This is a genomic window from Comamonas sp. GB3 AK4-5 (genome assembly GCF_041320665.1).
GTDB lineage: Bacteria > Pseudomonadota > Gammaproteobacteria > Burkholderiales > Burkholderiaceae_C > Comamonas.
This window is the reverse complement of sequence record NZ_CP166730.1, coordinates 2,767,437-2,791,983: the sequence shown is the minus strand read 5'-3', so window position 1 is coordinate 2,791,983 and position 24,547 is coordinate 2,767,437. Positions and strand designations below refer to the sequence as shown.

Below are 24,547 nucleotides of genomic sequence, written 5' to 3'. Positions count from 1 at the left end.
AGCCATTCCCGGCAGGAAATGGCATGTAAGGCCAAAACGAAAAAAGCGCACGGTGTAGTCACCGTGCGCTGGATATGGGGTATGGCTGTGGCTACAGCGTTGGCGCCGAGGCGGCAGCGTGTTGCTGGAGTGCCCGCAGAACCAAGCCTTCCGAGTTTTGCGGAACGGCCAGCAGCACATAGCCCAGTACCCGGGCCATTTCATTCAGGGTGGAAAGGCGTGGATCCAGGCCATTGCTTTCCAGGCGTTGCACGGTCATGCGGGACAGTCCGGCCTGGCTGGCCAGCTCTGCCTGCGTCATCTGCTGAAGCTTGCGTGCCTGCGCCAGGGTGGCCACCAGGGGAGTGATGGAGGTCAAGGTATCCGAAGCCTGAGAGGTGCTGCTGTCTGACATAGCTGTGCGGTGGTGGAGTGGGGCGGTCACTGTAGTCGCCAGCCTGGGTGTCTGGCGTGCCATGCGTCGCAGTGCGTGCGGCAACTGCGGGTGCAGTGCTCAGGCATACAGATTGAGTTTGGTGCCCAGTTGGCCATAGCGGGCCAACTCGGGTTGCAGCACGGCCAACTGGGAGGCCGAGAGCTGTCCGGTCAACTGGGCGGGAGACTGGTTGCCCAGTTGGCGCTTGGTGAGCTCGGCCATGGTCACTGCATCCGTGGTACGGCCTTGTGCCCAGGCATTGCTGGCATTGCGAACGGCGGCGGCGAATGAAATGTCCATAACCATCTCCCTGACAAACAAAACAGTGAGGGAAATGTAGATTGGATGTTACGTTGCTAAAGCCGGGAAAAAAGGGGGATTCTGGCCTTTGATGGCCGTCGAAGCCCATGTTGGCAAGGATGTTGTGACTGCCTGGTGTTGAAAGTAGGCATGGAGTTGTATCTGTTGTGTATGCCGCGAAAGCAGACCCCAAAGCAGGCCCAGGCCGCTCCACGGATACACCCACAGCAGCAATGGTGTGCATGCAAACGTACACTGCCCGGTTCTTTGCCTTCTAGCAGCCATTCACCCATGAATGCCCCCATCGACGTTTCCTTCTTTGAACGCGCGGCCAAACCGCTGACCAGCTACAAACCGTACTGGGCCAAGCGCTTTGGTCCGGCGCCGTTCCTGCCTATGAGCCGGGCGGAGATGGACCAGCTGGGCTGGGACAGCTGCGATGTGATTCTGGTCACAGGCGATGCCTATGTGGACCACCCCAGCTTTGGCATGGCCGTGATCGGCCGTGTGCTGGAGGCCCAGGGCTTTCGCGTGGGCATCATTGCCCAGCCGGACTGGCACAGCGCCGAGGCCTTCAAGGCCCTGGGCAAGCCCAATCTGTTTTGGGGGGTGACGGCGGGCAATATGGATTCCATGATCAACCGTTACACGGCTGATCGAAAAATCCGCTCTGACGATGCCTACACGCCCGGCGATGTGGCGGGCAAGCGCCCGGATCGCGCTGCCATTGTCTATTGCCAGCGCTGCCGCGAGGCCTACAAGGATGTGCCCATTGTGCTGGGCGGCATCGAAGGGTCGCTGCGCCGCATTGCCCACTATGACTACTGGAGCGACAAGGTACGCCGCTCGGTGGTGGTGGACAGCAAATGCGACATCTTGCTCTATGGCAATGCCGAGCGTGCCCTGGTGGAGGTGGCGCACCGCATTGCCGCGCGCGAGCCGGTGGAGAGCATCACCGATGTGCGCGGTACGGCGTTTTTCCGCCGGGCTTCGGAGGAAGGGTGGTTCGAGGTGGACTCCAGCACGGTGGATGCACCTGGCGAGGTGGAGCCCCACATCAACCCCTATATGACCACCAGCGAGCAGGCAGAGGCCCAGGGCCAAAGCTGCTCCAAGGAAGATGCTGCAAAAAGTGAAGCGCCTTCTACAGATGGTGCATGCGTTAGCGGCCAAAACAACGCACAGTCCGTTGCGACGGTGCAGCCCATCCAGTTCGTGCCCAATCTGTCGCTGCGCAGCAAATCCAAGCTGCCGCCGCGCGAGCGCACCGTGCTGCGTTTGCCCAGCTACGAAGAGGTCAAGAGCGACCCGATTCTGTACGCCCATGCCAACCGGGTCTTGCACCTGGAAACCAACCCGGGCAATGCCCGTGCGCTGGTGCAGGCCCACGGCGAAGGGGTGACGGCGCGCGATGTGTGGCTGAACCCACCTCCCATTCCGCTGACCACGGTCGAGATGGACTGGGTGTTCGGCCTGCCTTATGCGCGCAATCCTCATCCCGCTTATGCGGATGGGCAGGGAAGCCATGAAGGTGAGACCAAGATTCCCGCCTGGGAGATGATCCGCACCTCGGTGAACATCATGCGCGGCTGCTTTGGTGGCTGCACTTTTTGTTCCATCACCGAGCATGAGGGCCGCATCATTCAGAGCCGCTCGGAAGACTCCATCATCCAGGAGCTTGAGGAAATTCGCGACAAGGTCAAAGGCTTTACCGGCACCATCTCCGATCTGGGTGGCCCCACGGCGAATATGTACCGCCTGGGATGCAAAAGCCCCGATATTGAAGCAGCTTGCCGCAAGCCCAGCTGCGTATTCCCCGGCATTTGCCAGAACCTGCACACCGACCATGGCCCGCTGATCAAGATCTACCGCCGCGCCCGCAAGCTGCCCGGCATCAAGAAGATCCTGATTGGTTCCGGCCTGCGCTATGACCTGGCGGTGAAGTCGCCCGAATACATTCGGGAGTTGGTGCAGCACCATGTGGGCGGCTATCTGAAGATCGCGCCCGAGCACACCGAGCAAGGCCCGCTCACCAAGATGATGAAGCCGGGCATTGGCACCTATGACAAGTTCAAGCAGCTCTTCGAGAAGTTCAGCGAAGAGGCCGGCAAAAAGCAGTTTCTGATTCCTTACTTCATCGCGGCCCACCCGGGCACCAGCGATGAGGACATGATGAATCTGGCCATCTGGTTGAAGAAGAACGGTTTTCGTGCCGACCAGGTGCAGACCTTCTACCCCAGCCCCATGGCCACGGCCACGGCCATGTACCACAGCGGCCGCAACACGCTCACCCGCGTGCGCCGCCAGATGCGTGACGAGGCCGAGGAGCGTGTGGACATTGTGCGGGGCGAAAAGCGCCGCCGCCTGCACAAGGCGTTCTTGCGCTACCACGACCCCAACAACTGGCCGCTGCTGCGCGAGGCGCTCAAGACCATGGGTCGGGCAGACCTGATCGGCAATGGCAAGCAGCACCTGATTCCGACCTTCCAGCCCCTGGTGGATGGCAGCTACCAGAGCGCGCGCAAGAAGAACAGCACCTCGACCAAGGGTGGCGCGGCCAGTGTGGGCTACACCGTCAACAAGGACGGTAAGGCCGTGGCTGTACGTCGCCGTACGCCGGAGGCGCAAGAGCCGCAAGGCGATGTGCGCTTTCGCAAGGCACAACCCCAGCCGGGCAGGATTTTGACCCAGCACACCGGCTTGCCGCCGCGCGCCGGGGCCGGTGGGCGCAGCAAACCCCAGGGCAAAAAGCCCTGAGATCTCGCTTAGTGGGTGAGTGAGGGGCGAGGCGGCAGTGCGCTGCCTGCCTAGCGCTTGCGTGCAGCCTGGTGGCGGGCTGTTTTCAGGCGAGGCGGCTGGTGGTGCGCAGCTCGGCTTGTGCTCTCGCACCGAAGCGCTGCGCGGCCAAGGTGACGGAGGCCGAGAAGTACTCGAAATTCCAGGGCATGGGTTTGGCGATGCAGTAACCCTGGCCGTAGTCGACGCCCATTTTTTGCAGGGCGGTAATGGTGGCTTCGTCTTCGACGAATTCCGCCACGGTGCGCTTGCCCATCATGTGGCCGATCTGATTGATCATCTCCACCATGGCGTAGTTGGAGGTGTTGCTCAACATGTCGCAGACAAAGCCGCCGTCGATCTTGAGGTAGTCCACCGGCAGGCGCTTGAGGTAGTTGAAGCTGGACATGCCGGCACCGAAGTCATCCAGCGAAAAGCGGCAACCCTGTTTTTGCAGCTCGGCCATGAGGCGGACGGCATTGTCCATATTGGCAATGGCGCTGGTTTCGGTGATCTCAAAGCACAGAATCTCTGCCGGAATCTGGAATTCGGCAATCTGCTGCTGGATGAAGCCCAGCAGGCTGGGATCGCCCAGGCTGGTGCCTGAGAGGTTGATGGCGCAGGAATGCACCTGGTGCATTTGCTTGGGAAAGCGTGCCAGGGTGCGCATGGCTTGGGTGATGACCCAGCGGTCCAATGCCGGCATCAGGCCGTAGCGCTCGGCAGCGGGGATGAAGTGGCCAGGCGGCACGATCTGTCCATGCGGGTCCAGCATGCGCAGCAGCACTTCAAAGTGCACCCCCTGTTCTTCGCCGGTTTGCAGCGGAGCCAGCGTCTGAGCAAACAGACAAAAACGGTTTTGCTCCAGGGCGGCGCGGACACGTTCTACCCAGTCCATCTCGCCCATATAGTGCTTGAAGGCATGGTCCTCATGCTCATAGACGAACACCTTGTTGCGTCCCATTTCCTTGGCGCGCAGGCAGGCCATGTCGGCCATGCGCAGCAGGTCTTGGGCACAGGCATCTGCGGCAGTGATGTGCACCATGCCAATGCTCACGCCAGTGCGAAGAAGCCGGCTGCCCCATTGCAGATGCAGCTGCTGTATGCCTTGGCGCAACTGCTCGGCAATGCCCATGCCTTGCTCGGCATCGCAGTTGTGCAGAAGGACGGCAAACTCGTCTCCGCCCAGGCGGGCGACGGCATCACCATCCTGGATGCTGCGGTTGATGCACTGGCAGACTTCGCGCAGCACCTCATCGCCAGCGGCATAGCCGTTGCTGTCGTTGATGAGTTTGAACTGGTCCAGATTCAGGTGAAGCAGGGTTGCGGGGCGCATCAGGTTGCGCGGGGTGCTGAGCAGCTGCTCCAGCCGGGAGCGGAATCCGCCGCGATTTTCGAGCCCGGTCAGCGCGTCGTGGTCGGCCTGCCAGCTGAGCTGGTGCATGAAGTTCTGCTCGCGCGTCACGTCATGCAACACCAATACGGCGCCGCTCAGGCGGCCGTCGTGGTGTATGGGGGAGCCCATCAGCTTGACGGCCAGCTTCTGCTGGTCGGTGCTGCGGCGTATCCAGCGCACTGTTTCATCGCGGAATGGGTGGGCCGATTCCCTGAGCCGGATGAAGACAGGGTCGCGACCTTCCCGCTCGGAGTGTTCGAAGCTCAGCACCTTCTCCAGCGGCTGGCCCAGTATCTGATCGCTGCGCATGCCCAGCAGGCTTTCGGCTGCAGGGTTGGCGTCGAGCACGGTGCCGTCGCTGTGCAGTGTCAGTACGCCGTCGCCCAATGCTGCCAGGGTGGAGAAGCCGCGCTCGCGCTCGGAGTGCAATGCACTTTCGGTGCTGTGGCTTCGGGTTTGCATTCTGTGCAGAGACAGCGTAACGAGCAGCACCAGCAAGGCGGCCGCGCTGAGATGAATCACTAGCAATGTGTTGGTGATGGTGCGTGAATGCACGCCCAGGGATTCGCTGAAGGCCTTGGTGAGTGGTGCAGTGCTGTTGCGGATCTGGTCAATCTCCATCTGCCATGCCTGCACTTGCAGCGTATCGATGGGGTGGCCGGATTGGGTGCGGGCATGGTGGATCTCGGCAGCCAGGCTGATCATCTGGTCGAGGTAGCTGTCGGCTGCGCGCCATAAGGCGATGGTGGAGCGCATCCATTCCATATTCCAGGTCGCACGCAGCACGGTAATGGCCGTGCCGATGTCGTCTGGATGGTTGCCGCCACGCAGCAGGCCTTCGCGTGCCTGTTGGAGATTGACGGGGGCTTGATCCAGTGCTTGGCGAGCCAGGCGGTCGCCCAGTGGGGCTTCAAGTGCGCGGCGGAACTGCTGGTAGGTCTCTTCATTGCCCTGGCTCGCATAGCGGTCCAGGTAGAAGATGGCATCCATTTGCGCGCGGGACCAGATGCTCTCTCCTGCCACGAGGGTGCGAACACCCGACAGCAGCTGGATGCTGGCGGTGGCCAGCACCAGTTGCACGCATGCGACAAGCACAAAAGGCCAAGTGCGTGACAGCAGGCGGTGAACGTGGCTCCAGGACGGCATGTGGGCCTTTGTGGGCATTGACAGTGAACGCTTCTGCAAAAGGGCAGCACAAAATTCCGGTAATCGGATTTCTGCAGTTTGCATACAGTGCCAGATTGCGCCACCTCCGCAGGGCGGATGCTTGGTGCCAGCGGCATGTTTGTTTATGCCATCCACCGGGCGTGGCAATGTGTCGGCGTCTTGCGTGTCAATTATTTGGCGTGACTTGACAGTACATGTAGGGGAATGTCTCGTTCCGCTGCAATGCGTTTCAAATCTGTACCGGCGGTGTGACGCAGAAAAGTGGCCAGCTGCGTATGCAGCGCTGGGCTGCGCATGTGGATGGCCTGGCCGTCGCAGTCAATGCCGGCTGCGGCGCACAAGCGCTGGGCGAAATGTGGCTCCAGTGCCGCCACGGCCACATGCCCGTCGGCGGTGGCATATACGCGGTAGCCGGCATGGGCGCCGCCCACATCGCCGTCCGGTGTGGTCAACCCCCAGTGCAGCGGGTGTGCCAGCCACTGGGCCGCCTGGGCCAGGCCCACATCGCGCAGGGCGCCGATGCCTGTGTGCTCGCGTTCCACCAGGGTTTGGAGCAGTGCTTCGCTGGCGCAGAGCGCGCCGGCCATGTCCGCGTGCAAGCTGGTGGGCATATGGCCGGGATGCACCAGACCCGCCTCTGCCTGGTAGGTCAGGTCATGCCCTGGCAGGTCGGCTGCTTCGGGGCGCGCATCGCCCAGGATGCGCACCATGCACAACCGTGGATAGCGGGCGTGGAGTGCGGCCCAGTCCAGCCCCAGTTTGTGCAGAGCCGAGGGACGGAAGGAGGTCAGCAGTACGTCGGTAGTCTGCAGCTCATGTTGCAGCTTGTGCAGGCCCTCCGTGGTTTTGAGGTGGGCCTGGAGTATGCGGATGCCTTGGTGCAGAGCCTGGTAGGCCGCAGGGCTGTACAAGGCCATGGGGTCGCCGCTGCTGCCATCCGCGGTCGGTGGCTCGATCTTGGTGCAGATGGCGCCCATCTCCTGGCAGCGCTGCAAAGCAGCAGGGCCGGGAAGATTGAGTGCCAGGCTGAGAATGCGAATGCCTTGAAGGCTGTGTGGGTGTCTCATGCGTTCTTGGTGTTGTGGTCGAAGGCGTCCAGTTCGTTCTGCTGCAGGCGCCTTCACCTCGTAGGAGGCGCTGCGCGGAATCGGCGTGGAGCTTGTTTATACCCGCGCACTGCAATGTGAAGTTGCAGGGTGTACCGGCATACGCCTGCCGCGCATATCGGCGCAAAAAAGCCGCCCGCAGGCGGCTTGGAAGAAACCATGCCAAACGCAAGTGCTGCCTAGCAGCACGCGCGTTGTGTTCAAGGCTTAGATCACGGCAGCAATGGCCTTGCAGACGTAATCGATGTTTTTGCTGTTCAGTGCAGCCACGCACATGCGACCGGTGTCGGTGCCGTACACGCCGAACTCGGAGCGCAGGCGCACCATCTGTTCCTTGGACAGGCCGGAGTAGCTGAACATACCGATCTGGGTGGTGATAAAGCTCATGTCCTGCTGCACGCCGGCGGCCTTGAGGCTGTCGACCAGTTTTTGGCGCATGGCCTTGATGCGCACGCGCATTTCACCCAGCTCGGCCTCCCACTGCGCGCGCAGCTCGGGGGTGTTCAGTACGGCGGCCACCACAGCGCCACCGTGGGTGGGTGGGTTGGAGTAGTTAGTGCGGATGGCAATCTTCAGCTGCGACAGCACGCGGGCGGCTTCTTCCTTGTCGTTGGCCACCACGGACAGGGCGCCCACGCGCTCGCCATACAGGCTGAAGCTCTTGGAGAAGGAGGTGGAGACAAAAATGTTCAGGCCGGCAGCCACGAACTTGCCGATCACGGCGCCGTCTTCGGCGATGCCGTAGCCAAAGCCTTGGTAGGCCATGTCCAAGAAGGCCACCAGGCCCTTGGCCTTGACCACGGCAATCACCTGCTCCCACTGCGCGGCGGTGATGTCGTAGCCGGTGGGGTTGTGACAGCAGGCGTGCAGTACCACGATGGTTCCGGGCGCTGCAGCGCTCAGGTCGGCCAACATGCCTTCAAAGTTGATAGCGCGGTTGGCGGCGTCGTAGTACCGATAGCTGTCGACTTCAAAGCCCGAATTCTGAAAGATGGCGCGGTGGTTTTCCCAGCTGGGGTCGGAGATCAGTACCTTGGCGTTGGGGTTGAGCTTTTTCAGAAAGTCGGCGCCGATCTTCAGGCCACCGGTGCCGCCAATGGCTTGCACGGTGGACACGCGGCCGGACTTCACCACGTCGGAGTCGGCGCCAAACACCAGAGCCTTGACGCCGTTGTCGTAGGCGGCAATGCCGTCGATGGGCAGATAGCCGCGGGGCGTGGGCTTGTCCATCATGGCCTTTTCAGCGGCCTGAACACACTGCAGCAGGGGCAGCTTGCCGTTATCGTCGAAATACACGCCCACGCCCAGGTTCACTTTGTTGGGGTTGCTGTCGGCGGCGAATTGATCGTTCAGGCCCAGGATCGGGTCACGGGGGGCCATCTCGACGGCGGTAAACAGAGACATGAAAAGTCCTCGATGGTGGAAATAAAGCAGAGCATCCCCAAGTACTGCGGTAGTCTTGAGAGTTGCCCCGCTATTTTAGCCATGGGTGGCCTCATGCGCCGAAGACATAACACCATGCAAGAAGCTATAGATTCTGTGCCCCAGGGCACTTTCGTGCACTTTCCTGATTCGCCATTTGAGCTGTTTCAGCCCTATCTGCCGGCAGGTGACCAGCCTGCAGCCATTGACAAGCTGGTGGAGGGGGTGGAGGACGGCGAGGCTTTTCAAACCTTGCTGGGCGTGACGGGCTCGGGCAAGACCTTCACCATGGCCAATGTCATTGCGCGCCTGGGGCGTCCGGCCATTGTGTTTGCGCCCAACAAGACGCTGGCGGCGCAGCTGTACAGCGAGTTTCGCGAGTTCTTTCCGAACAATGCGGTGGAGTACTTCGTCAGCTACTACGACTACTACCAGCCCGAAGCCTATGTGCCGCAGCGTGACCTGTTCATCGAAAAAGACAGCGCCATCAACGAGCACATCGAGCAGATGCGCCTGTCCTGCACCAAGAGCCTGATGGAGCGACGCGATGTGGTCATTGTGGCCACGGTGTCTGCCATTTACGGCATTGGCGAGCCCGAGAGCTACCACCGCATGGTGATGACGCTGCGTACCGGCGACCGCCTGAGCCAGCGCGATGCCATTGCCCAGCTGATTCGCATGCAGTACCAGCGCAATGACCAGGACTTCACGCGGGGCAAGTTCCGCGTGCGCGGTGACACCATCGATGTGTTCCCGGCTGAGCACTCCGAGCTGGCCATCCGCATCGAGCTGTTTGACGACGAGGTGGACAGCCTCCAGCTGTTTGATCCCTTGACCGGGCGTGTCAAGCAAAACATTCCGCGTTTCACGGTCTACCCCAGCAGCCACTATGTGACGCCGCGCGACAAGGTGCTGGCAGCCGTGGAAACCATCAAGCTGGAGCTGGCCGAGCGCCTCAAGCAACTGGTGGCCGACGGCAAGCTGGTGGAGGCCCAGCGCCTGGAGCAACGCACGCGCTTTGATCTGGAGATGCTCAGCGAAGTCGGGCACTGCAAGGGGATTGAGAACTACACCCGCCATCTCTCGGGTGCGGCGCCGGGGGATCCGCCCAGCACGTTGACCGATTACATGCCCAAGGACTCCATCATGTTCCTGGACGAGAGCCACCAGATGATTGGCCAGCTCAATGCCATGTACAACGGCGACCGGGCGCGCAAGACCACGCTGGTGGAATATGGCTTTCGCCTGCCTTCGGCGCTGGACAACCGCCCGCTGAAATTCGAAGAGTTTGAGCAGCGCATGCGCCAGGTGGTCTTTGTTTCCGCCACGCCGGCCGACTACGAAAAAACCCATTCGGGCCAGGTGGTGGACCAGGTGGTGCGTCCCACGGGCCTGGTGGATCCCGAGATCGAAGTGCGGCCCGCCACCCACCAGGTGGACGATGTGCTGCAGGAGATCCGCAAGCGGGCGGAGCTGGAAGAGCGTGTGCTGATCACCACGCTGACCAAGCGCATGGCCGAGCAGCTCACCGACTACCTGACCGACAACGGGGTGAGGGTGCGCTATTTGCACTCGGATGTGGACACGGTGGAGCGCGTGGAAATCATCCGCGACCTGCGTTTGGGCGTTTTTGACGTGCTGGTGGGTATCAACCTGCTGCGCGAAGGCCTGGACATTCCCGAAGTCTCCTTGGTGGCCATCCTGGATGCGGACAAGGAGGGCTTTTTGCGTGCCGAGCGCAGTCTGATCCAGACCATAGGCCGTGCTGCCCGCAATCTGCGTGGCAAAGCCATTTTGTATGCCGACCGTATCACCGACTCCATGCGCAAGGCCATGGACGAGACCGAGCGTCGCCGGATCAAGCAAATGGCTTACAACGAGGAAAGAGGAGTGGTTCCTCAGGCAATTGTCAAGAGGGTGAAAGACCTGATTGATGGGGTCTATAGCGAGAAGAGTGGGAAAGAGGCCAGGCTGCTGGAGGTGCGGCAGCGCCAAGTTGAAGAAGTTCAGGAACTTTCGGAAAAGGAAGTTGCCAAAGAAATCAAGCGTCTGGAAAAGGAGATGCTGGAGTTTGCGCGCAACCTGGAATTCGAACAGGCCGCCCGTGCGCGCGATCAGTTGGCTGCGTTGAAGACGCGGATGTTGGGTGTCTAGGAAGGCCGTCTGTCGTGGGAAACTGTGATGCCGATAAGGTTTCGCTATGCCTGCAAACGACAAAATCCATGGTATCCGACAAATTTGATGGGGTTTATGCTATACTCCGGTCAAATACTCAACAACAAAACACTTCGAACCAAGAAGGGCTCTGAACCTTTGTTAAGGCCGGAGTAAGGGCGGAGACGGTGTCGGCCAAAGCCACTGCTGTGCCGACGTTTCTGTAACCAACAAGCCTGATAGAAGGAGCTCGCGATGCGTCTCACCACCAAAGGCCGCTTTGCGGTCACAGCCATGATCGACTTGGCCTTGCGCCAGAACAACGGTCCAGTGACCCTGGCCGCCATCAGCCAGCGTCAGCAAATTTCGCTCTCCTACCTGGAGCAATTGTTTGGCAAGCTGCGCCGCCACGAACTGGTGGAATCCACCCGTGGCCCTGGCGGTGGCTATACCCTGGCCCGCAAGGCTGCCGACATCACCGTGGCCGACATCATCGTCTCGGTGGACGAACCCATTGACGCCACCCAGTGTGGCGGCAAGGAAAACTGTCTGGGCGAAGCCGGCCGTTGCATGACCCACGAGCTGTGGGCCGCGCTGAACCAGCGCATGGTCGAATTCCTCGACTCCGTCACCCTGCAAAAGCTGGTGGACGAGCAGATCGCCAAGGGCGTGCAGATTGAAGACAAGCCCGTGGTGCGTCGCGCCATCTCGACCGCACCCGTGGTCAAGCCCATCCGCGTGAATGCGCCCAACTCGGTGTTCGCACTGGGCAACGCCTTCGCCAAATCCTGATGCCGGAAGGCGCGGGTCGGTCATCTGCTGGCCGCCTCGCCTCCTGCTCAGCCAGTTTTTTCGGCATTCCCGGCATTTCTTGTTTGCCAGCCTGATTTCATAGAGCCAGCCATGGACATGACCCCGCATTTCCCCATCTATCTCGACTACGGCGCGACCACGCCTGTGGATCCGCGCGTTGTCGACGCCATGATCCCCTGGCTGCGTGAGCATTTTGGCAACGCGGCATCGCGCAGCCATGCCTGGGGCTGGGAGGCGGAAGAGGCCATCGAAAATGCACGCAAGCAAGTCGCTGACCTGATCGGTGCGGATTCGCGTGAAATCGTCTGGACCAGTGGTGCCACCGAGTCCATCAACCTGGCCATCAAGGGTGCAGCGCATTTCTACCAAGGCAAGGGCAAGCACCTCATCACGCTCAAGACCGAGCACAAGGCGGTGCTGGACACCATGCGTGAGCTGGAGCGCCAAGGCTTTGAGGTCACTTATCTGGACGTTCAGGAAGACGGTTTGCTCGACCTGGAGGCCTTCAAGGCGGCCCTGCGTCCCGACACCATTTTGGTGAGCGTGCTGTTTGTGAACAACGAGATCGGTGTGATCCAGGACATTCCTGCGATCGGTGCCATCTGCCGCGAAAAAGGCATTTTGTTCCATGTGGATGCCGCCCAGGCTACGGGCCGTGTCGACATCGACATGGCGAGCATGCCCATCGACCTGATGAGCATGACAGGGCACAAGACCTACGGCCCCAAGGGCGTGGGCGCCTTGTATGTGCGCCGCAAGCCCCGCGTGCGCCTGGAAGCGCAGATGCATGGCGGTGGTCATGAGCGCGGTATGCGCTCCGGCACGCTGCCCACGCACCAAATTGTGGGCATGGGCGAAGCCTTCCGCATTGCCAAGGAAGACATGAGCAAGGATCTGGCCCACGCCAAGGTTCTGCAACAGCGCCTGCTGGACGGCCTCAAGGACATCGAGCAGGTTTTTGTGAACGGCAGCCTGGAGCGCCGTGTTCCCCAGAATCTGAACATCAGCTTCAACTTCGTCGAAGGCGAATCGCTGATCATGGGCATCAAGGGTCTGGCGGTTTCGTCCGGTTCGGCCTGCACCTCGGCCAGTCTGGAGCCCAGCTATGTGCTGCGCGCCCTGGGTCGCAGCGACGAGCTGGCACACAGCTCGCTGCGCATGACGATTGGGCGCTTCACCACCGAAGAAGAAATCGACTACGCCATCAGCTCCATCCGCACGAACGTGGAGAAGCTGCGCGCGTTGAGCCCCTTGTGGGAAATGTACCAAGATGGTGTTGATTTGAGCACCATCCAATGGGCCGCGCACTGATGTGCATGCGTGCACAGCAAAGACGGCGCTGCAAGAGCTAATACGGAAAAAGTAGAGGTAGACACATGGCTTACTCTGACAAAGTTATCGATCACTATGAAAACCCCCGCAACGTCGGCTCCTTCGACAAGGGCGACGACTCGGTGGGCACTGGCATGGTGGGCGCTCCCGCCTGCGGCGACGTGATGAAGCTGCAGATCAAGGTCAACCCTTCCACGGGTGTGATCGAAGACGCGCGCTTCAAGACCTATGGCTGCGGTTCTGCCATTGCTTCCTCGTCGCTGGTGACCGAATGGGTCAAGGGCAAGACGCTGGATGAAGCCGCTGCGCTGAAGAACAGCCAGATCGCTGAAGAGTTGGCCCTGCCTCCCGTCAAGGTGCACTGCTCCATCCTGGCGGAAGACGCCATCAAGGCAGCCGTCAACGACTACCGCACCAAGCACACGGCCCCTGCGGAAGCCTGAACAAAATGGCCATCACTCTGACTGAAGCCGCTGCCCGCCACGTCAGCCGCTATCTGACGCGGCGCGGCAAGGGTGTTGGCGTGCGCCTGGGGGTCAAGACCACGGGTTGCTCGGGCTTGGCATACAAGCTGGAGTATGTGGACGAAGCAGAGCCGGAAGACATGGTGTTCGACAGCCAGGGTGTGAAGGTGCTGATCGACCCCAAGAGCTTGGCCTATCTGGACGGAACCGAGCTGGATTTCGTGCGCGAAGGCCTGAACGAAGGCTTCAAGTTCCGCAACCCCAACGAGCGTGACCGTTGTGGCTGTGGCGAGAGCTTCCGCATCTAAAGCACCGCAGCCTCTTGTGGGGTTGCCCTTTTGCAAAAACCGCCACCGCTCCTGTGCTGGCGGTTTTTTATTGACATGAATCTGCAGTCTGACGATTTTGAACTGATGGGCCTGCCGCGCCAGTTTGTGCTGGACCGAGCCCTGTTGGATACGCGCTGGAAAGCGCTGCAAAAAAAGGCCCATCCGGACCGCTTCGCCGCCGAGGGCGGGGTGGCCCAGCGCGTGGCCATGCAATGGTCGGTGCGCATCAACGAGGCCTACCAGCGCCTGAAAAATCCGCTCAAGCGCGCGGCCTATCTGTGCGAGCTGTATGGCGTGCCGGTGCGCGCCGAAGACAACACGGCCATGCCTGCTGCCTTCTTGATGCAGCAGATGGAATGGCGCGAGGCGCTGGAAGAGGCCGCCAGCGTGGTCGATGTGGACGCTTTGGAGCGTGAAGTCATGTCCGAGCGGCGCGACATGCTGCAGCAATGCGAGGAGTTGCTGGCCTCGGCCCAAGGCGCACAGGCCGCCGTGCAGGTGGTGAGAGCCCTCATGTTTGTTGAGCGCTTTGTCCAGGACATCGATCAGCGGCGCGAGCAGCTGGGACAATAACTTTTTTCCCGATTTCAATTTCAGATGGCGCCACGCACCAGCCGCTTCAAGTCGGTAGCGTGGCCTATCCCTAACGGCCCGCATGGATTGCAGCGGGCCTTGTGAGTGCGAACAGCCATGGCGTTATTGCAAATTTCAGAGCCCGGTCAATCTCCAGATCCCCACCAGCGACGGATTGCGGTGGGCATTGATCTGGGAACCACCCACTCGCTGGTGGCCGCCGTGCGCAATGGTGTGGCCGAGTGCCTGCCCGATGCGCAAGGCCAGGTGTTGCTGCCTTCGGTGGTGCGTTATCTGCCCGATGGCAAGCGCCAGATCGGCTATGACGCCCGCGGTCATGAAGTGGAAGACGCTGCCAACACCATCGTTTCCGTCAAGCGCTTCATGGGCCGTGCGCTGGCCGATATTGCCAATGCGGCGCAACTGCCCTATGCGCTGACACAGCCCGCAGAGCAGGGCATGGTGTCGCTGGCCACGCGTGCAGGCAACAAGAGCCCGGTGGAGATCAGTGCCGAAATTCTGGCCACCTTGCGCTACCGCGCCGAAGACAGCTTTGACGACGATCTGTATGGCGCCGTCATCACCGTGCCAGCCTATTTTGACGATGCACAGCGCCAGGCCACCAAGGACGCGGCCCAGTTGGCCGGCATCCATTTGCTGCGCCTGATCAACGAGCCCACGGCCGCCGCCATTGCCTATGGCCTGGATAACGGCAGCGAAGGCGTGTATGCCGTCTATGACCTGGGTGGTGGCACGTTTGACATCTCCATCCTGCGCCTGACGCAAGGGGTGTTTGAGGTGATTGCCACCGGTGGCGACTCGGCCCTGGGTGGTGACGACTACGACGCCGCGCTGGCGCAATGGGTGCTGCAGCAAAGCGGTGCTCAGTTGGCCACGGCAGAAGACCGTGCCGCTGTGCGCGTGGCCGCCAAGCAATGCAAGCAAGCCTTGACCGACAGCGAAAGCGCCACCTTCAGCGCCCCGCTGGCGAATGGTGTCCAGCTGCAGCATGTCGTGCACCGTAGCGATTTTGAAGCGGCCACTGCCGCGCTGACCCAGCGCTCTTTGGCCGCCGTGCGCCGAGCCTTGCGTGATGCCGAGCTGACGGCCGATGAGGTGCAGGGCGTGGTCATGGTGGGCGGCTCCACCCGCATGCCCCTGGTGCAGCGCGCCGTGGGCGACTACTTTGGCCAGACGCCGCTGACCAATCTGAACCCCGACGAAGTCGTGGCCTTGGGTGCCGCCATCCAGGCCAACCAGCTGGCGGGCAACAGCGCTGCGGGCGACCTGCTGCTGCTGGACGTGATTCCGCTGTCGCTGGGCGTGGAAACCATGGGTGGCCTGGTGGAGCGCATTGTGGCGCGCAATGAAACCATTCCCTCGGCCCGGGCCCAGGACTTCACCACCTACAAGGACGGACAAACCGCCATGGCCATCCATGTGGTCCAGGGTGAGCGCGATCTGGTGGCCGACTGCCGCAGCCTGGCCCGCTTTGAGCTGCGCGGCATCCCGCCCATGGCGGCGGGTGCGGCGCGCATTCGCGTCACCTTCACGGTCGATGCAGATGGCCTGCTGTCCGTGAGCGCCAAGGAACAGGTCAGCGGCGTGGAGGCGCATATCGACGTCAAGCCGTCTTATGGCCTGTCTGATGCGCAGATTGCGCAGATGCTGCAGGACGGTTTTGACACCGCCGAGCAAGACATACAGGCCCGTGCCCTGGTGGAAGCGCGTGTGGATGCTGACCGCATGCTGCTGGCCACGCACAGCGCGCTGGCCGCAGATGGTGACTTGCTGCAACCTGCACAGCGTGCCGAGGTTGATACGTTAATGGCCGCGCTGCAGCAGACGCTGGGCGCTGCGAGTGCTGCGGAAATCGAAGCAGCCACCCAGGCCCTGGCCAAAGGCACGGAAGCCTTTGCGGCCGAGCGCATGAACCGCGGCATCCGCGAGGCGCTGGCCGGCAAGAACGTGCAATCCATTTCCTGAACGATGAACCCATGCCTGTAATCAAAATTCTTCCCCACCCCGAATACTGTCCGCAGGGCGCACAAGTGAAGGCGCCTGCGGGTACCTCCATCTGCGAAGCCCTGCTGGACAACGGCATCCATATCGAGCATGCCTGCGATATGAGCCGTGCCTGCACCACCTGCCACGTGATCGTGCGCGAAGGTCTGAATTCACTCAACGAAGCCGAGGACGAAGAGGAAGACCTGCTCGACCGCGCCTGGGGCCTGGAGCCGCAGTCGCGCCTGTCCTGCCAGGCCATCCTGGCCCAGGAAGACGTGACGGTGGAAATTCCCAAATACTCCATCAACCACGCCAAAGAGAACCATTGAACCCCCTGAGCCGCTTCGCGTCTTCCCCCTCTCTCGCTGCGCGGGAGGGGGACGGCACCAGCGCGGCGGGGCGGCCCTTGCGCGGTGCCCTGGCCGAGTGCCTACCCGTTGCATGCGATGTGGGTGACGTGCAGCACTTGGACACCTGAAATAAAGTAACACCCCTGAGCCGTGCGGTGCCTCTGGTTGGCTGCGCGTGCTTTGGTTTGGTGAGATGAGGGCGGCGCACAGCGCCATGGAGAATTGATGTGTCCCGACTGATTGTTTTAGATACGGAAACCACGGGTTTGTCGGCGGTCGATGGTGACCGCATCGTGGAGCTGGGTTGCGTGGAGCTGGTGAACCGCAAGCTCACGGGCAACAATCTGCACCTGTACTTCAACCCCGAGCGCGACAGCCACGAAGAGGCCTTGCGTGTGCACGGCCTGACCACCGAGTTCCTGCGCGACAAGCCCAAGTTTGCCGAGAAGGCCCGGGACATCCTGGCCTATCTGCAAGGTGCAGATGAGGTCATCATCCACAACGCGCCGTTCGACGTGGGCTTTCTGAACAAGGAGCTGGAGCGCGTAGGTCTTCCGCCCTTCAAGCAGCATGTCAGTGTCGTCACCGACACGCTGGTGATGGCCAAGGAGTTGTTCCCGGGCAAGCGCAATTCGCTGGACGCCCTGTGCGACCGCCTGGAAGTGGACAACAGCGGCCGTACGCTGCACGGCGCCTTGCTGGATGCCGAGCTGCTGGCCGATGTCTACATCAACATGACCCGGGGCCAGGACGCGCTGTTGATGGCCGAGGACGATGGCCCGGCCGATGCCGGCGCGGCCTTGCTGCAGCAGCACAACAAGGTGGATTTGCGCAGCATTCGCTTGCCAGTGCTGCAGGCCAGCGAGCATGAGTTGGCGGCGCATGAGCAGGTGCTTACCGAGCTCGACAAGTCCAGCGACGGCAAAACCATCTGGCGCACTGCGGCGGCTTGAAATACTTGGATGGGGTGAATCGTTTGGAGGCGCCCATACAGCGTCTCATGCTTTGTTGCTCACCCTTGCCGTACCGCATACTGTCAGCGGGTGAGGCGCCGCGCCTGAGACGCTGTATGGGCGTTGTGGGCTAGGGTTGAGCGCCCGCTGTGCTGCACAGGCCCGCTCCAGCAGTCCAAGACTTCCAAACTGTGTTGCATCAAAAAAGCCCCGGCTGGTGACAGCGCGGGGCTTTTTGTTGGCAGCCCCACATGCGGGGCACGGTTTACTTGGTGCCGAAGATGCGGTCGCCGGCATCACCCAGGCCGGGCAGGATATAGCCATGCTCGTCCAGCTGGCGGTCCACGGCGGCGGTGTAGATGTCGACGTCGGGGTGGGCGTCCTGCATGGTCTTGATGCCTTCGGGGGCGGCCAGCAGGCACATGAATTTGATGGACTTGGGGGCGCTCTTGTCCTTGAGCTGCTGCACGGCGGCGGCGGCGGAGTTGCCGGTGGCCAGCATGGGGTCCACCACAATCACATCGCGCTCGGCCATGTTGTCGGGCATCTTGTAGTAGTACTCGACGGGCTGCAGGGTTTGCGGGTCGCGGTACAGGCCGATATGGCCGATGCGGGCGCCGGGCACCACGTTCAGCATGCCATCCAGAAAGCCATTGCCGGCACGCAGAATGGACACCAGGGCCAGCTTCTTGCCGTCGATGACCTTGCCCACCATCTTTTCCATGGGGGTTTCGATTTCCAGATCCTGCAGCGGGAAGTCGCGGGTGATTTCGTAGGCCATCAGCGTGGACAGCTCGCCCAGCATGCGGCGAAAGCTATTGGTCGACGCTTCTTTGCGGCGCATCAGGGTGAGCTTGTGTTGAACCAGGGGGTGATCGATGAGGTGCAGTTGGCTCATGGAGAGAGGCTTCTTGTTGGTTGAATCAGGCGGGCGCAGACGGCGCTTTGGGGCGCAGTGTACTGCGGCCATAACGACGGGTGGCGTGCTCGGATTTATCGCCCACGGCCATGGCAAGGCTGCTGGGCGTGGGAGTTGCCGGCCTGGCGCAAACCTGTCAGCGTTGTGGTGAAAAAGGCTGCTGACGCAAAGAGGGTGCGCAAAGGCAGCTATGGTTTTTGTGTTTTTCGGTCTTGCCAGGCTCGGCATGGCGCCGAGCCTGGCGGGAGAGATGTCAAACAGCGATAAAGCGGGCGTAGCGCTTCAGGTCCACATTGCCGCCGCTGACGATGATGCCCACGCGCTTGCCACCCAGGGAAATATTGCTGTTGCAGGCGCCGGCAAAGGCCAGGGCGCCGGTGGGCTCGACCACGATCTTCATGCGCTCGGCAAAAAAGCGCATGGCCTGCATCAGCTGCAGGTCGGAGACGGTGACGATTTCTTCGACCCCTTGGCGAATCAGGGGGAAGGTCAGCGGGCCCAGGGAGCAGGCCTGGGCGCCGTCGGCAATGGTGGTGGGGTAGGAGATCTCCACAATCTCACCCTTGCGCAGCGATTGCTGGCCGTCATTGGCGGCCTCGGGCTCCACGCCGATGACCTGGCAATGCGGTGCCAATGCCTGTGCGGCCAGCACACTGCCGGACAGCAGGCCCCCGCCGCCCAGGCAGACGAACAAATAGTCCAGCTTGGGCACTTGCTCCAGAAATTCCGTGACCACGGTGCCCTGGCCGGCAATCACGTCGGGGTGTTCGCTGGGGGGCACCAAGGTCATGCCACGCTCCAGGGCCAGTTTACGGCTGATGGCCAGGCGGTCTTCGGTGCGCGGGTTGTAGGTAACGACCTGGGCGCCGTATTCGCGCGTGGCCGCCATCTTGCTGGCTGCGGCATCTTCGGGCATCACGATCAATGCCGGTATGTCCAGCAGGCGCGCCGACAGGGCAATGGCCTGGGCATGGTTGCCGGCAGAAAACGTCAGCACGCCGGCCTTGCGCTGCTCGGGCGTGAAGCGCGCGAGGGTGTTGAAAGCCCCGCGGAATTTGAAGGAGCCGGAGCGCTGCAGATTCTCCGACTTGAAGAAGAACTGGGCGCGGTACATGCGGTCGGCAGTGCCGCAGCGCAGCACAGGTGTGGTGTGGGCGATGTTCTTCAGGCGCTCGGCCGCGGCCAGTACATCGTCGTAGGTTGGCAAGGGGAAGGTCACCACGCTCATGTCGGCCTTTCAGGTGTATCTGTCTGTTGCTGTTGCAGAGATGATAGATGCGAAAGCCGCTGCGCCAAGCGCAAAGCCATGCACGCTGCGGCGGTGGCGATGGGGTGGTCTACTCAAAAAAGTGAGCTTCCTATGCAGATGGGGTATGCCTAAAACACCTATTTGGCCGATAAAAAGTGAAGGCAGGGAGCGGGCTGGGAGGCCCGCTCCGGCTTGGCTTCAGCGTTTTTTGTCGCCGAAAATCCCACCCAGCACACCGCGCAGAATCTGGCGGCCCAACTGGGTGCCCATGGTGCGGGCCGTGGACTTGACCACGGATTGCACAATGCCGTCGCGCTTGCCGCCGCGTGGGCCGGTGGAGCCGAACAGCAGGTCGTTGAGCTCGCCCATCATGCCGCCGCCTTCCGCTGCCGCACCGGGCTTGCCCGTGCTGCCCGGTGCAGAGGCCGTGCTTTCGGCGCGGCCGCGCAGCACTTCGTAGGCGGATTCACGGTCCACGGTTTGTTCGTAGACGCCGGCCACCAGCGATTGCTGCATCAGCTGCTGGCGCTGGGCCGTGGTGATGGTGCCAATCTGGCTGCCGGGCGGAATCACGTACACGCGCTGTGTGATGCCCGGGCGGCCTTTTTCATCCAGCAGGCTGATCAGGGCTTCGCCCACGGCGACTTCGGTGATGGCCGCCTCGATGTTCAGCCCCGGGTTGGGACGCATGGTGGTGGCCGTGGCCTTGACGGCCTTTTGGTCACGCGGGGTGAAGGCGCGCAGCGCATGCTGCACGCGGTTGCCCAACTGGGCCAGCACGCTGTCGGGAATGTCCAGGGGGTTTTGGGTGACGAAATACACGCCCACACCCTTGGAGCGCACCAGGCGCACCACCAGCTCGATGCGCTCCAGCAGCACCTTGGGTGCGTCGTTGAACAGCAAATGGGCCTCGTCAAAGAAGAAGGCCAGCTTGGGTTTGTCTGGGTCGCCAATCTCGGGCAGTTGCTCGAACAGCTGGGACAACATCCACAGCAAAAAGGTGGAGTACAGGCGCGGCGAGTTCATCAGCTTGTCGGCCGCCAGGATGTTGACCACGCCGTGGCCTGCAGCGTCGGTCTGCATCAAATCCTGGATGTTGAGCATGGGCTCGCCAAAGAACTTGTCGCCGCCTTCGCTCTCGATCTGCAGCAGGCCGCGCTGAATGGCCCCCACGCTGGCAGCGCTGATGTTGCCGTACTCGGTGGTGTATTGCTTGGCGTTGTCGCCCACATACTGGAGCATGGCACGCAGGTCCTTGAGGTCCAGCAAGAGCATGCCGCTGTCGTCGGCGATCTTGAACACCAGGTTCAGCACGCCCATTTGCGTGTCGTTCAGGTTCAGCATGCGGCCCAGCAGCAGCGGGCCCATGTCGGAGATGGTGGCCCGCACCGGGTGGCCCTGCTCGCCAAACACATCCCACAGCGTGGTGGGGCAGGCCAATGGGGTGGGTAGGGCAATGCCGCGGTCTTTGAGCGAGGCGGCCAGCTTGTCGCCTACACTGCCCGGTTGGCTGATGCCACCCAGGTCGCCCTTGATGTCGGCCATGAAGACCGGCACGCCAATCTGCGAGAAGCCTTCGGCGATTTTTTGCAGGGTGACGGTCTTGCCCGTGCCTGTGGCGCCGGTGATGAGGCCGTGGCGGTTGGCCAGACCGGGGAGCAGTTCGCAATGGATATCACCATGCTGGGCGATCAGAAGGGGAGATGCCATTTCGGGTTTCCTCTGAGGGGTGAGGCGTCAAAAGTAAAATCAAGCCTGATAGATTAAATCAAGACCAAAGGATTTCCTGTGGCAGGACATAGCAAATGGGCCAATATCCAGCACCGAAAGGGGCGCCAGGATGAAAAGCGTGGCAAGGTGTGGACACGCATCATCCGTGAAATCATGGTGGCTGCCCGCCAGGGCGGAGCTGATCTCAATGCCAACCCCCGGCTGCGTCTGGCTGTGGACAAGGCCAAGGCTGCCAACATGCCGGCCGACAACATCAAGCGCAACATCGACAAGGCCACCGGCAACCTCGAAGGTGTGACCTACGAGGAAATTCGCTACGAAGGTTATGGCATTGGCGGTGCTGCCATCATTGTGGATACCATGACCGACAATCGGGTGCGGACTGTGGCTGAAGTACGTCACGCTTTCAGCAAGCATGGTGGCAACATGGGCACCGAAGGGTCGGTGGCCTTCCAGTTCAAACACTGCGGCCAGATCATTTTTGCACCGGGTACCGACGAGAGCAAGGTCATGGAAGTGGCGCTGGAAGCCGGCGCCGAGGATGTGATCACCGACGAAGACGGTGCCATCGAAGTACTGACAGCGCCAGGTGAGCTGGAAGCTGTGCGCAACGCGCTGGAAGCGGCAGGCCTCCAACCTGAGGTGGCCGAAGTGACCATGCGCCCCGAAAACACCATCGAGCTGGCCGGCGAAGACGCCGAGCGCATGCAAAAACTGCTGGATATCATCGAAGACCTGGACGACGTGCAAGACGTCTACCATAACGCAGAACTATGAAAATTCTTGTGATTGGCGGCGGTGGCCGTGAACACGCTCTGGCGTGGAAATTGGCCCATTCGCCCAAGGCGACCAAGGTGTTTGTGGCCCCCGGCAACGGCGGCACGGCCTTGAGCAACAAATACGAAAACGTGGCCATCACCGATGTGGTGCAGCTGCGTGAATGGGCCCAGGCCCAGAAGATTGCGCTGACCGTGGTCGGCCCCGAGGCGCCACTGGCTGCCGGCGTGGTGGACGAGTTCCGCGCCCACGGCCTCAAGGTCTTTGGCCCCACCAAGGCCGCGGCCCAGCTGGAGAGCTCCAAGGCCTTTTCCAAGGCATTCATGCGCCGCCATGGCATCCCCACGGCCGACTACGACACCTTCACCGACCCGGTGGCGGCCCACGCTTTTGTGGAGCGCCTGGGTGCGCCCATCGTCATCAAGGCCGATGGCCTTGCTGCAGGCAAGGGCGTGGTCGTGGCCATGACGCTGCAAGAAGCCCATGACGCCGTGGACTTCATGCTGGTGGACAACAAATACGGCGTGCAGCACAACGACGGCGGCGCACGCGTGGTGATCGAGGAGTTCCTCTCCGGGGAAGAAGCCAGCTTCATCGTGCTGTGTGATGGCAAAAACGTGGTTGCCATGGCCACCAGCCAGGACCACAAACGCCTCAAGGACGGCGACGAAGGCCCCAACACCGGGGGCATGGGTGCTTATTCGCCCGCGCCCGTGGTCACGGCCGATGTGCATGCCCGCGCCATGCGCGAAATCATCCTGCCCACCATCCGTGGCATGGAAAAGGATGGCGTGCCCTTCACCGGTTTCCTGTATGCCGGCCTGATGATCGACAGCAACGGTCACACCAAGACGCTGGAGTTCAATACCCGCATGGGTGACCCGGAAACCCAGCCGATTCTGATGCGCCTCAAGAGCGATCTGGTCGAGGTGTTGCTGGCCGCTGTGGATGGCAAGCTCGACCAGGTGGAGCTGGAATGGGACCGCCGCACCGCGCTGGGCGTGGTGATGGCGGCCGCAGGCTATCCCGAGGCCCCGCGCAAGGGTGACGCCATCAGCGGCCTGCCTGCGGACGCCGACGACGCCATGGTCTTTCATGCCGGCACGGTGCTGGATGAGGCCGGCGTGCCCCGCACCAGCGGTGGCCGCGTGCTGTGCGTGACGGTGCTGGCCGACAGCGTCAAGCAGGCCCAGCAAAAAGTGTATGACGTGGCGCGTGGCATCCATTTCGATGGCGCCCAATACCGCCGCGACATTGGCTATCGCGCTATCAAAAACTAAGAGGCGCCGCAGATGACGGATGCGAGCATGGAGGCCACGCCAGAAAAGGTGCGGGCCTACCTGGAGGGCCTGCAGGCGCGGATCACCGCGGCCTTGCAGGAGGTGGAAGGCGAGGGCGGAGCCCAATTCCTGGCCGATGCCTGGCGCAAAGGCCCCGAGGAGCGCCTGCAGGGCGATGGCCTGACCAAGATCCTGGAAGGCGGGCAGGTGTTCGAGCGCGCCGGCTGCGGCTTCTCGCATGTGCGTGGGCCTCAGCTGCCGCCGTCGGCGACCCAGCACCGTCCGGAACTGGCGGGTGCTCCGTTCGAAGCCATGGGGGTCTCGCTGGTGTTCCACCCGCGCAACCCCTATGTGCCCACGGTGCACATGAATGTACGCATGATTGCGGCCGGCCACCCAGGCCAGCCCAAGACCTGCTGGTTCGGTGGCGGCATGGACCTCACACCCTGCTATGGCTTCGAGGAAGACGCGGTGCATTTTCACCGTGCCTGCCGCGACGCCCTGCAGCCCTTTGGTGCGCAGCTTTACCCGCGCTTCAAGACCTGGTGCGACGAGTATTTCCACCTCAAGCACCGCGATGAGCAGCGCGGCATTGGCGGCATCTTCTTTGACGACTTTGCCGAGCTGGGTCAGGACCAGAGCTTTGCCATGCTACGTGCGGTGGGTGACGCTTTCCTGGAGGCCTATCTGCCCATCGTGGAGCGCCGCCAGCACATGGCCTATGGCGAGCAGCAAGTGGATTTCCAGCGCTACCGCAGGGGACGTTATGTGGAGTTCAATCTGGTCTGGGACCGGGGCACTCATTTCGGCCTGCAGTCAGGCGGGCGCACGGAGTCCATTTTGCTGTCCATGCCGGCCCACGCCAGCTGGAGCTACCAGCGTGCTGATGCACCTGGCACGCCAGAACATGCGCTGACGCAGCAATTCTTGGTCCGCAGGGACTGGATTTGATCTGCATGCAGCGCTGGCATTGCTAGAAAACTATAATTTCGATAGCTGCCAGTCCATTGTGGACTGGCGGAACCTCTCAAGAAC

21 protein-coding genes are annotated in these 24,547 nt (G+C 61.8%); 13 read left to right on the top strand and 8 right to left on the bottom strand.

Translation table 11 applies throughout. The features are described from left to right. Nucleotides 1-91: 91 nt before the first annotated feature. Together ACA027_RS12560 and ACA027_RS12555 are read right to left on the bottom strand one after the other, a co-directional pair. Complete coding sequence (locus ACA027_RS12560) at nt 92-394, bottom strand: helix-turn-helix transcriptional regulator (RefSeq protein WP_370678569.1); 303 nt, start codon at nt 392-394, stop codon at nt 92-94. A 99-nt stretch (nt 395-493) separates the two neighbouring features. Then, the gene (locus tag ACA027_RS12555) at nt 494-715 is read right to left on the bottom strand and encodes a hypothetical protein (RefSeq protein WP_370678568.1); all 222 of its coding nucleotides are present in this window, start codon (nt 713-715) and stop codon (nt 494-496) included. A 291-nt stretch (nt 716-1,006) separates the two neighbouring features. On the opposite strand from ACA027_RS12555, the gene ACA027_RS12550 reads away from it, so the two are divergent. Continuing rightward, entirely contained in the window at nt 1,007-3,472 is a 2,466-nt protein-coding gene (locus ACA027_RS12550) for a YgiQ family radical SAM protein (RefSeq protein ID WP_370678567.1), read from the top strand. Nucleotides 3,473-3,557: 85 nt separating this feature from the next. On the opposite strand, the gene ACA027_RS12545 is transcribed toward ACA027_RS12550, so the two are convergent. The 3 genes from ACA027_RS12545 to ACA027_RS12535 form a co-directional block, all read right to left on the bottom strand. Further along, entirely contained in the window at nt 3,558-5,981 is a 2,424-nt protein-coding gene (locus ACA027_RS12545; protein ID WP_370678566.1) for an EAL domain-containing protein, read from the bottom strand. Nucleotides 5,982-6,223: 242 nt separating this feature from the next. Continuing rightward, nucleotides 6,224-7,120: a CoA transferase gene (locus tag ACA027_RS12540; protein ID WP_370678565.1), complete on the bottom strand. Its 897-nt coding sequence runs from the start codon at nt 7,118-7,120 to the stop codon at nt 6,224-6,226. A gap of 246 nt (nt 7,121-7,366) precedes the next feature. Next, complete coding sequence (locus ACA027_RS12535) at nt 7,367-8,563, bottom strand: amino acid aminotransferase (RefSeq protein ID WP_370678564.1); 1,197 nt, start codon at nt 8,561-8,563, stop codon at nt 7,367-7,369. A 114-nt stretch (nt 8,564-8,677) separates the two neighbouring features. On the opposite strand from ACA027_RS12535, the gene uvrB reads away from it, so the two are divergent. The 9 genes from uvrB (at nt 8,678) to dnaQ (ending at nt 17,556) form a co-directional block, all read left to right on the top strand. After that, on the top strand, nt 8,678-10,735 hold the full coding sequence (gene uvrB, locus ACA027_RS12530; RefSeq protein WP_370678563.1) for an excinuclease ABC subunit UvrB: 2,058 nt from the start codon (nt 8,678-8,680) through the stop codon (nt 10,733-10,735). Nucleotides 10,736-10,990: 255 nt separating this feature from the next. Then, entirely contained in the window at nt 10,991-11,527 is a 537-nt protein-coding gene (gene iscR, locus ACA027_RS12525; protein ID WP_370678562.1) for a Fe-S cluster assembly transcriptional regulator IscR, read from the top strand. A gap of 111 nt (nt 11,528-11,638) precedes the next feature. After that, nucleotides 11,639-12,859: an IscS subfamily cysteine desulfurase gene (locus tag ACA027_RS12520; RefSeq protein WP_370678561.1), complete on the top strand. Its 1,221-nt coding sequence runs from the start codon at nt 11,639-11,641 to the stop codon at nt 12,857-12,859. Nucleotides 12,860-12,924: 65 nt separating this feature from the next. Then, nucleotides 12,925-13,323, top strand: coding sequence for a Fe-S cluster assembly scaffold IscU (gene iscU, locus ACA027_RS12515; protein ID WP_370678560.1), 399 nt, complete (start codon nt 12,925-12,927; stop codon nt 13,321-13,323). 5 nt (nt 13,324-13,328) lie between these two features. Beyond that, the gene (gene iscA, locus ACA027_RS12510) at nt 13,329-13,652 is read left to right on the top strand and encodes an iron-sulfur cluster assembly protein IscA (protein WP_370678559.1); all 324 of its coding nucleotides are present in this window, start codon (nt 13,329-13,331) and stop codon (nt 13,650-13,652) included. A gap of 75 nt (nt 13,653-13,727) precedes the next feature. After that, nucleotides 13,728-14,246, top strand: coding sequence for a Fe-S protein assembly co-chaperone HscB (gene hscB, locus ACA027_RS12505; protein ID WP_370678558.1), 519 nt, complete (start codon nt 13,728-13,730; stop codon nt 14,244-14,246). 117 nt (nt 14,247-14,363) lie between these two features. Next, complete coding sequence (gene hscA / locus ACA027_RS12500) at nt 14,364-16,232, top strand: Fe-S protein assembly chaperone HscA (RefSeq protein WP_370678557.1); 1,869 nt, start codon at nt 14,364-14,366, stop codon at nt 16,230-16,232. Nucleotides 16,233-16,243: 11 nt separating this feature from the next. Beyond that, nucleotides 16,244-16,582 carry an ISC system 2Fe-2S type ferredoxin gene (gene fdx / locus ACA027_RS12495; RefSeq protein ID WP_370678556.1) on the top strand — a complete coding sequence of 113 codons (339 nt, stop codon included), beginning with the start codon at nt 16,244-16,246 and terminating at the stop codon, nt 16,580-16,582. A 248-nt stretch (nt 16,583-16,830) separates the two neighbouring features. After that, nucleotides 16,831-17,556 carry a DNA polymerase III subunit epsilon gene (gene dnaQ / locus ACA027_RS12490; RefSeq protein WP_370678555.1) on the top strand — a complete coding sequence of 242 codons (726 nt, stop codon included), beginning with the start codon at nt 16,831-16,833 and terminating at the stop codon, nt 17,554-17,556. Nucleotides 17,557-17,821: 265 nt separating this feature from the next. On the opposite strand, the gene upp is transcribed toward dnaQ, so the two are convergent. From upp to ACA027_RS12475, 3 genes are all read right to left on the bottom strand, one after another. After that, nucleotides 17,822-18,454, bottom strand: a complete 633-nt coding sequence (upp, locus tag ACA027_RS12485) for a uracil phosphoribosyltransferase (RefSeq protein ID WP_370678554.1) — start codon at nt 18,452-18,454, stop codon at nt 17,822-17,824. Between the two features lie 274 nt (nt 18,455-18,728). After that, the gene (locus tag ACA027_RS12480; protein WP_370678553.1) at nt 18,729-19,703 is read right to left on the bottom strand and encodes a threo-3-hydroxy-L-aspartate ammonia-lyase; all 975 of its coding nucleotides are present in this window, start codon (nt 19,701-19,703) and stop codon (nt 18,729-18,731) included. Between the two features lie 219 nt (nt 19,704-19,922). After that, nucleotides 19,923-21,434 carry a helicase HerA-like C-terminal domain-containing protein gene (locus tag ACA027_RS12475; RefSeq protein ID WP_370678552.1) on the bottom strand — a complete coding sequence of 504 codons (1,512 nt, stop codon included), beginning with the start codon at nt 21,432-21,434 and terminating at the stop codon, nt 19,923-19,925. A gap of 78 nt (nt 21,435-21,512) precedes the next feature. On the opposite strand from ACA027_RS12475, the gene ACA027_RS12470 reads away from it, so the two are divergent. The 3 genes from ACA027_RS12470 to hemF are packed head-to-tail and all read left to right on the top strand — an operon-like array spanning nt 21,513 to nt 24,463. Beyond that, complete coding sequence (locus tag ACA027_RS12470) at nt 21,513-22,232, top strand: YebC/PmpR family DNA-binding transcriptional regulator (protein ID WP_370678551.1); 720 nt, start codon at nt 21,513-21,515, stop codon at nt 22,230-22,232. Further along, nucleotides 22,229-23,512, top strand: a complete 1,284-nt coding sequence (purD, locus tag ACA027_RS12465) for a phosphoribosylamine--glycine ligase (protein ID WP_370678550.1) — start codon at nt 22,229-22,231, stop codon at nt 23,510-23,512. Before ACA027_RS12470 ends, purD begins: the two co-directional genes overlap by 4 nt. A 12-nt stretch (nt 23,513-23,524) precedes the next feature. After that, on the top strand, nt 23,525-24,463 hold the full coding sequence (gene hemF / locus ACA027_RS12460; RefSeq protein WP_370678549.1) for an oxygen-dependent coproporphyrinogen oxidase: 939 nt from the start codon (nt 23,525-23,527) through the stop codon (nt 24,461-24,463). Nucleotides 24,464-24,547: the final 84 nt, after the last annotated feature.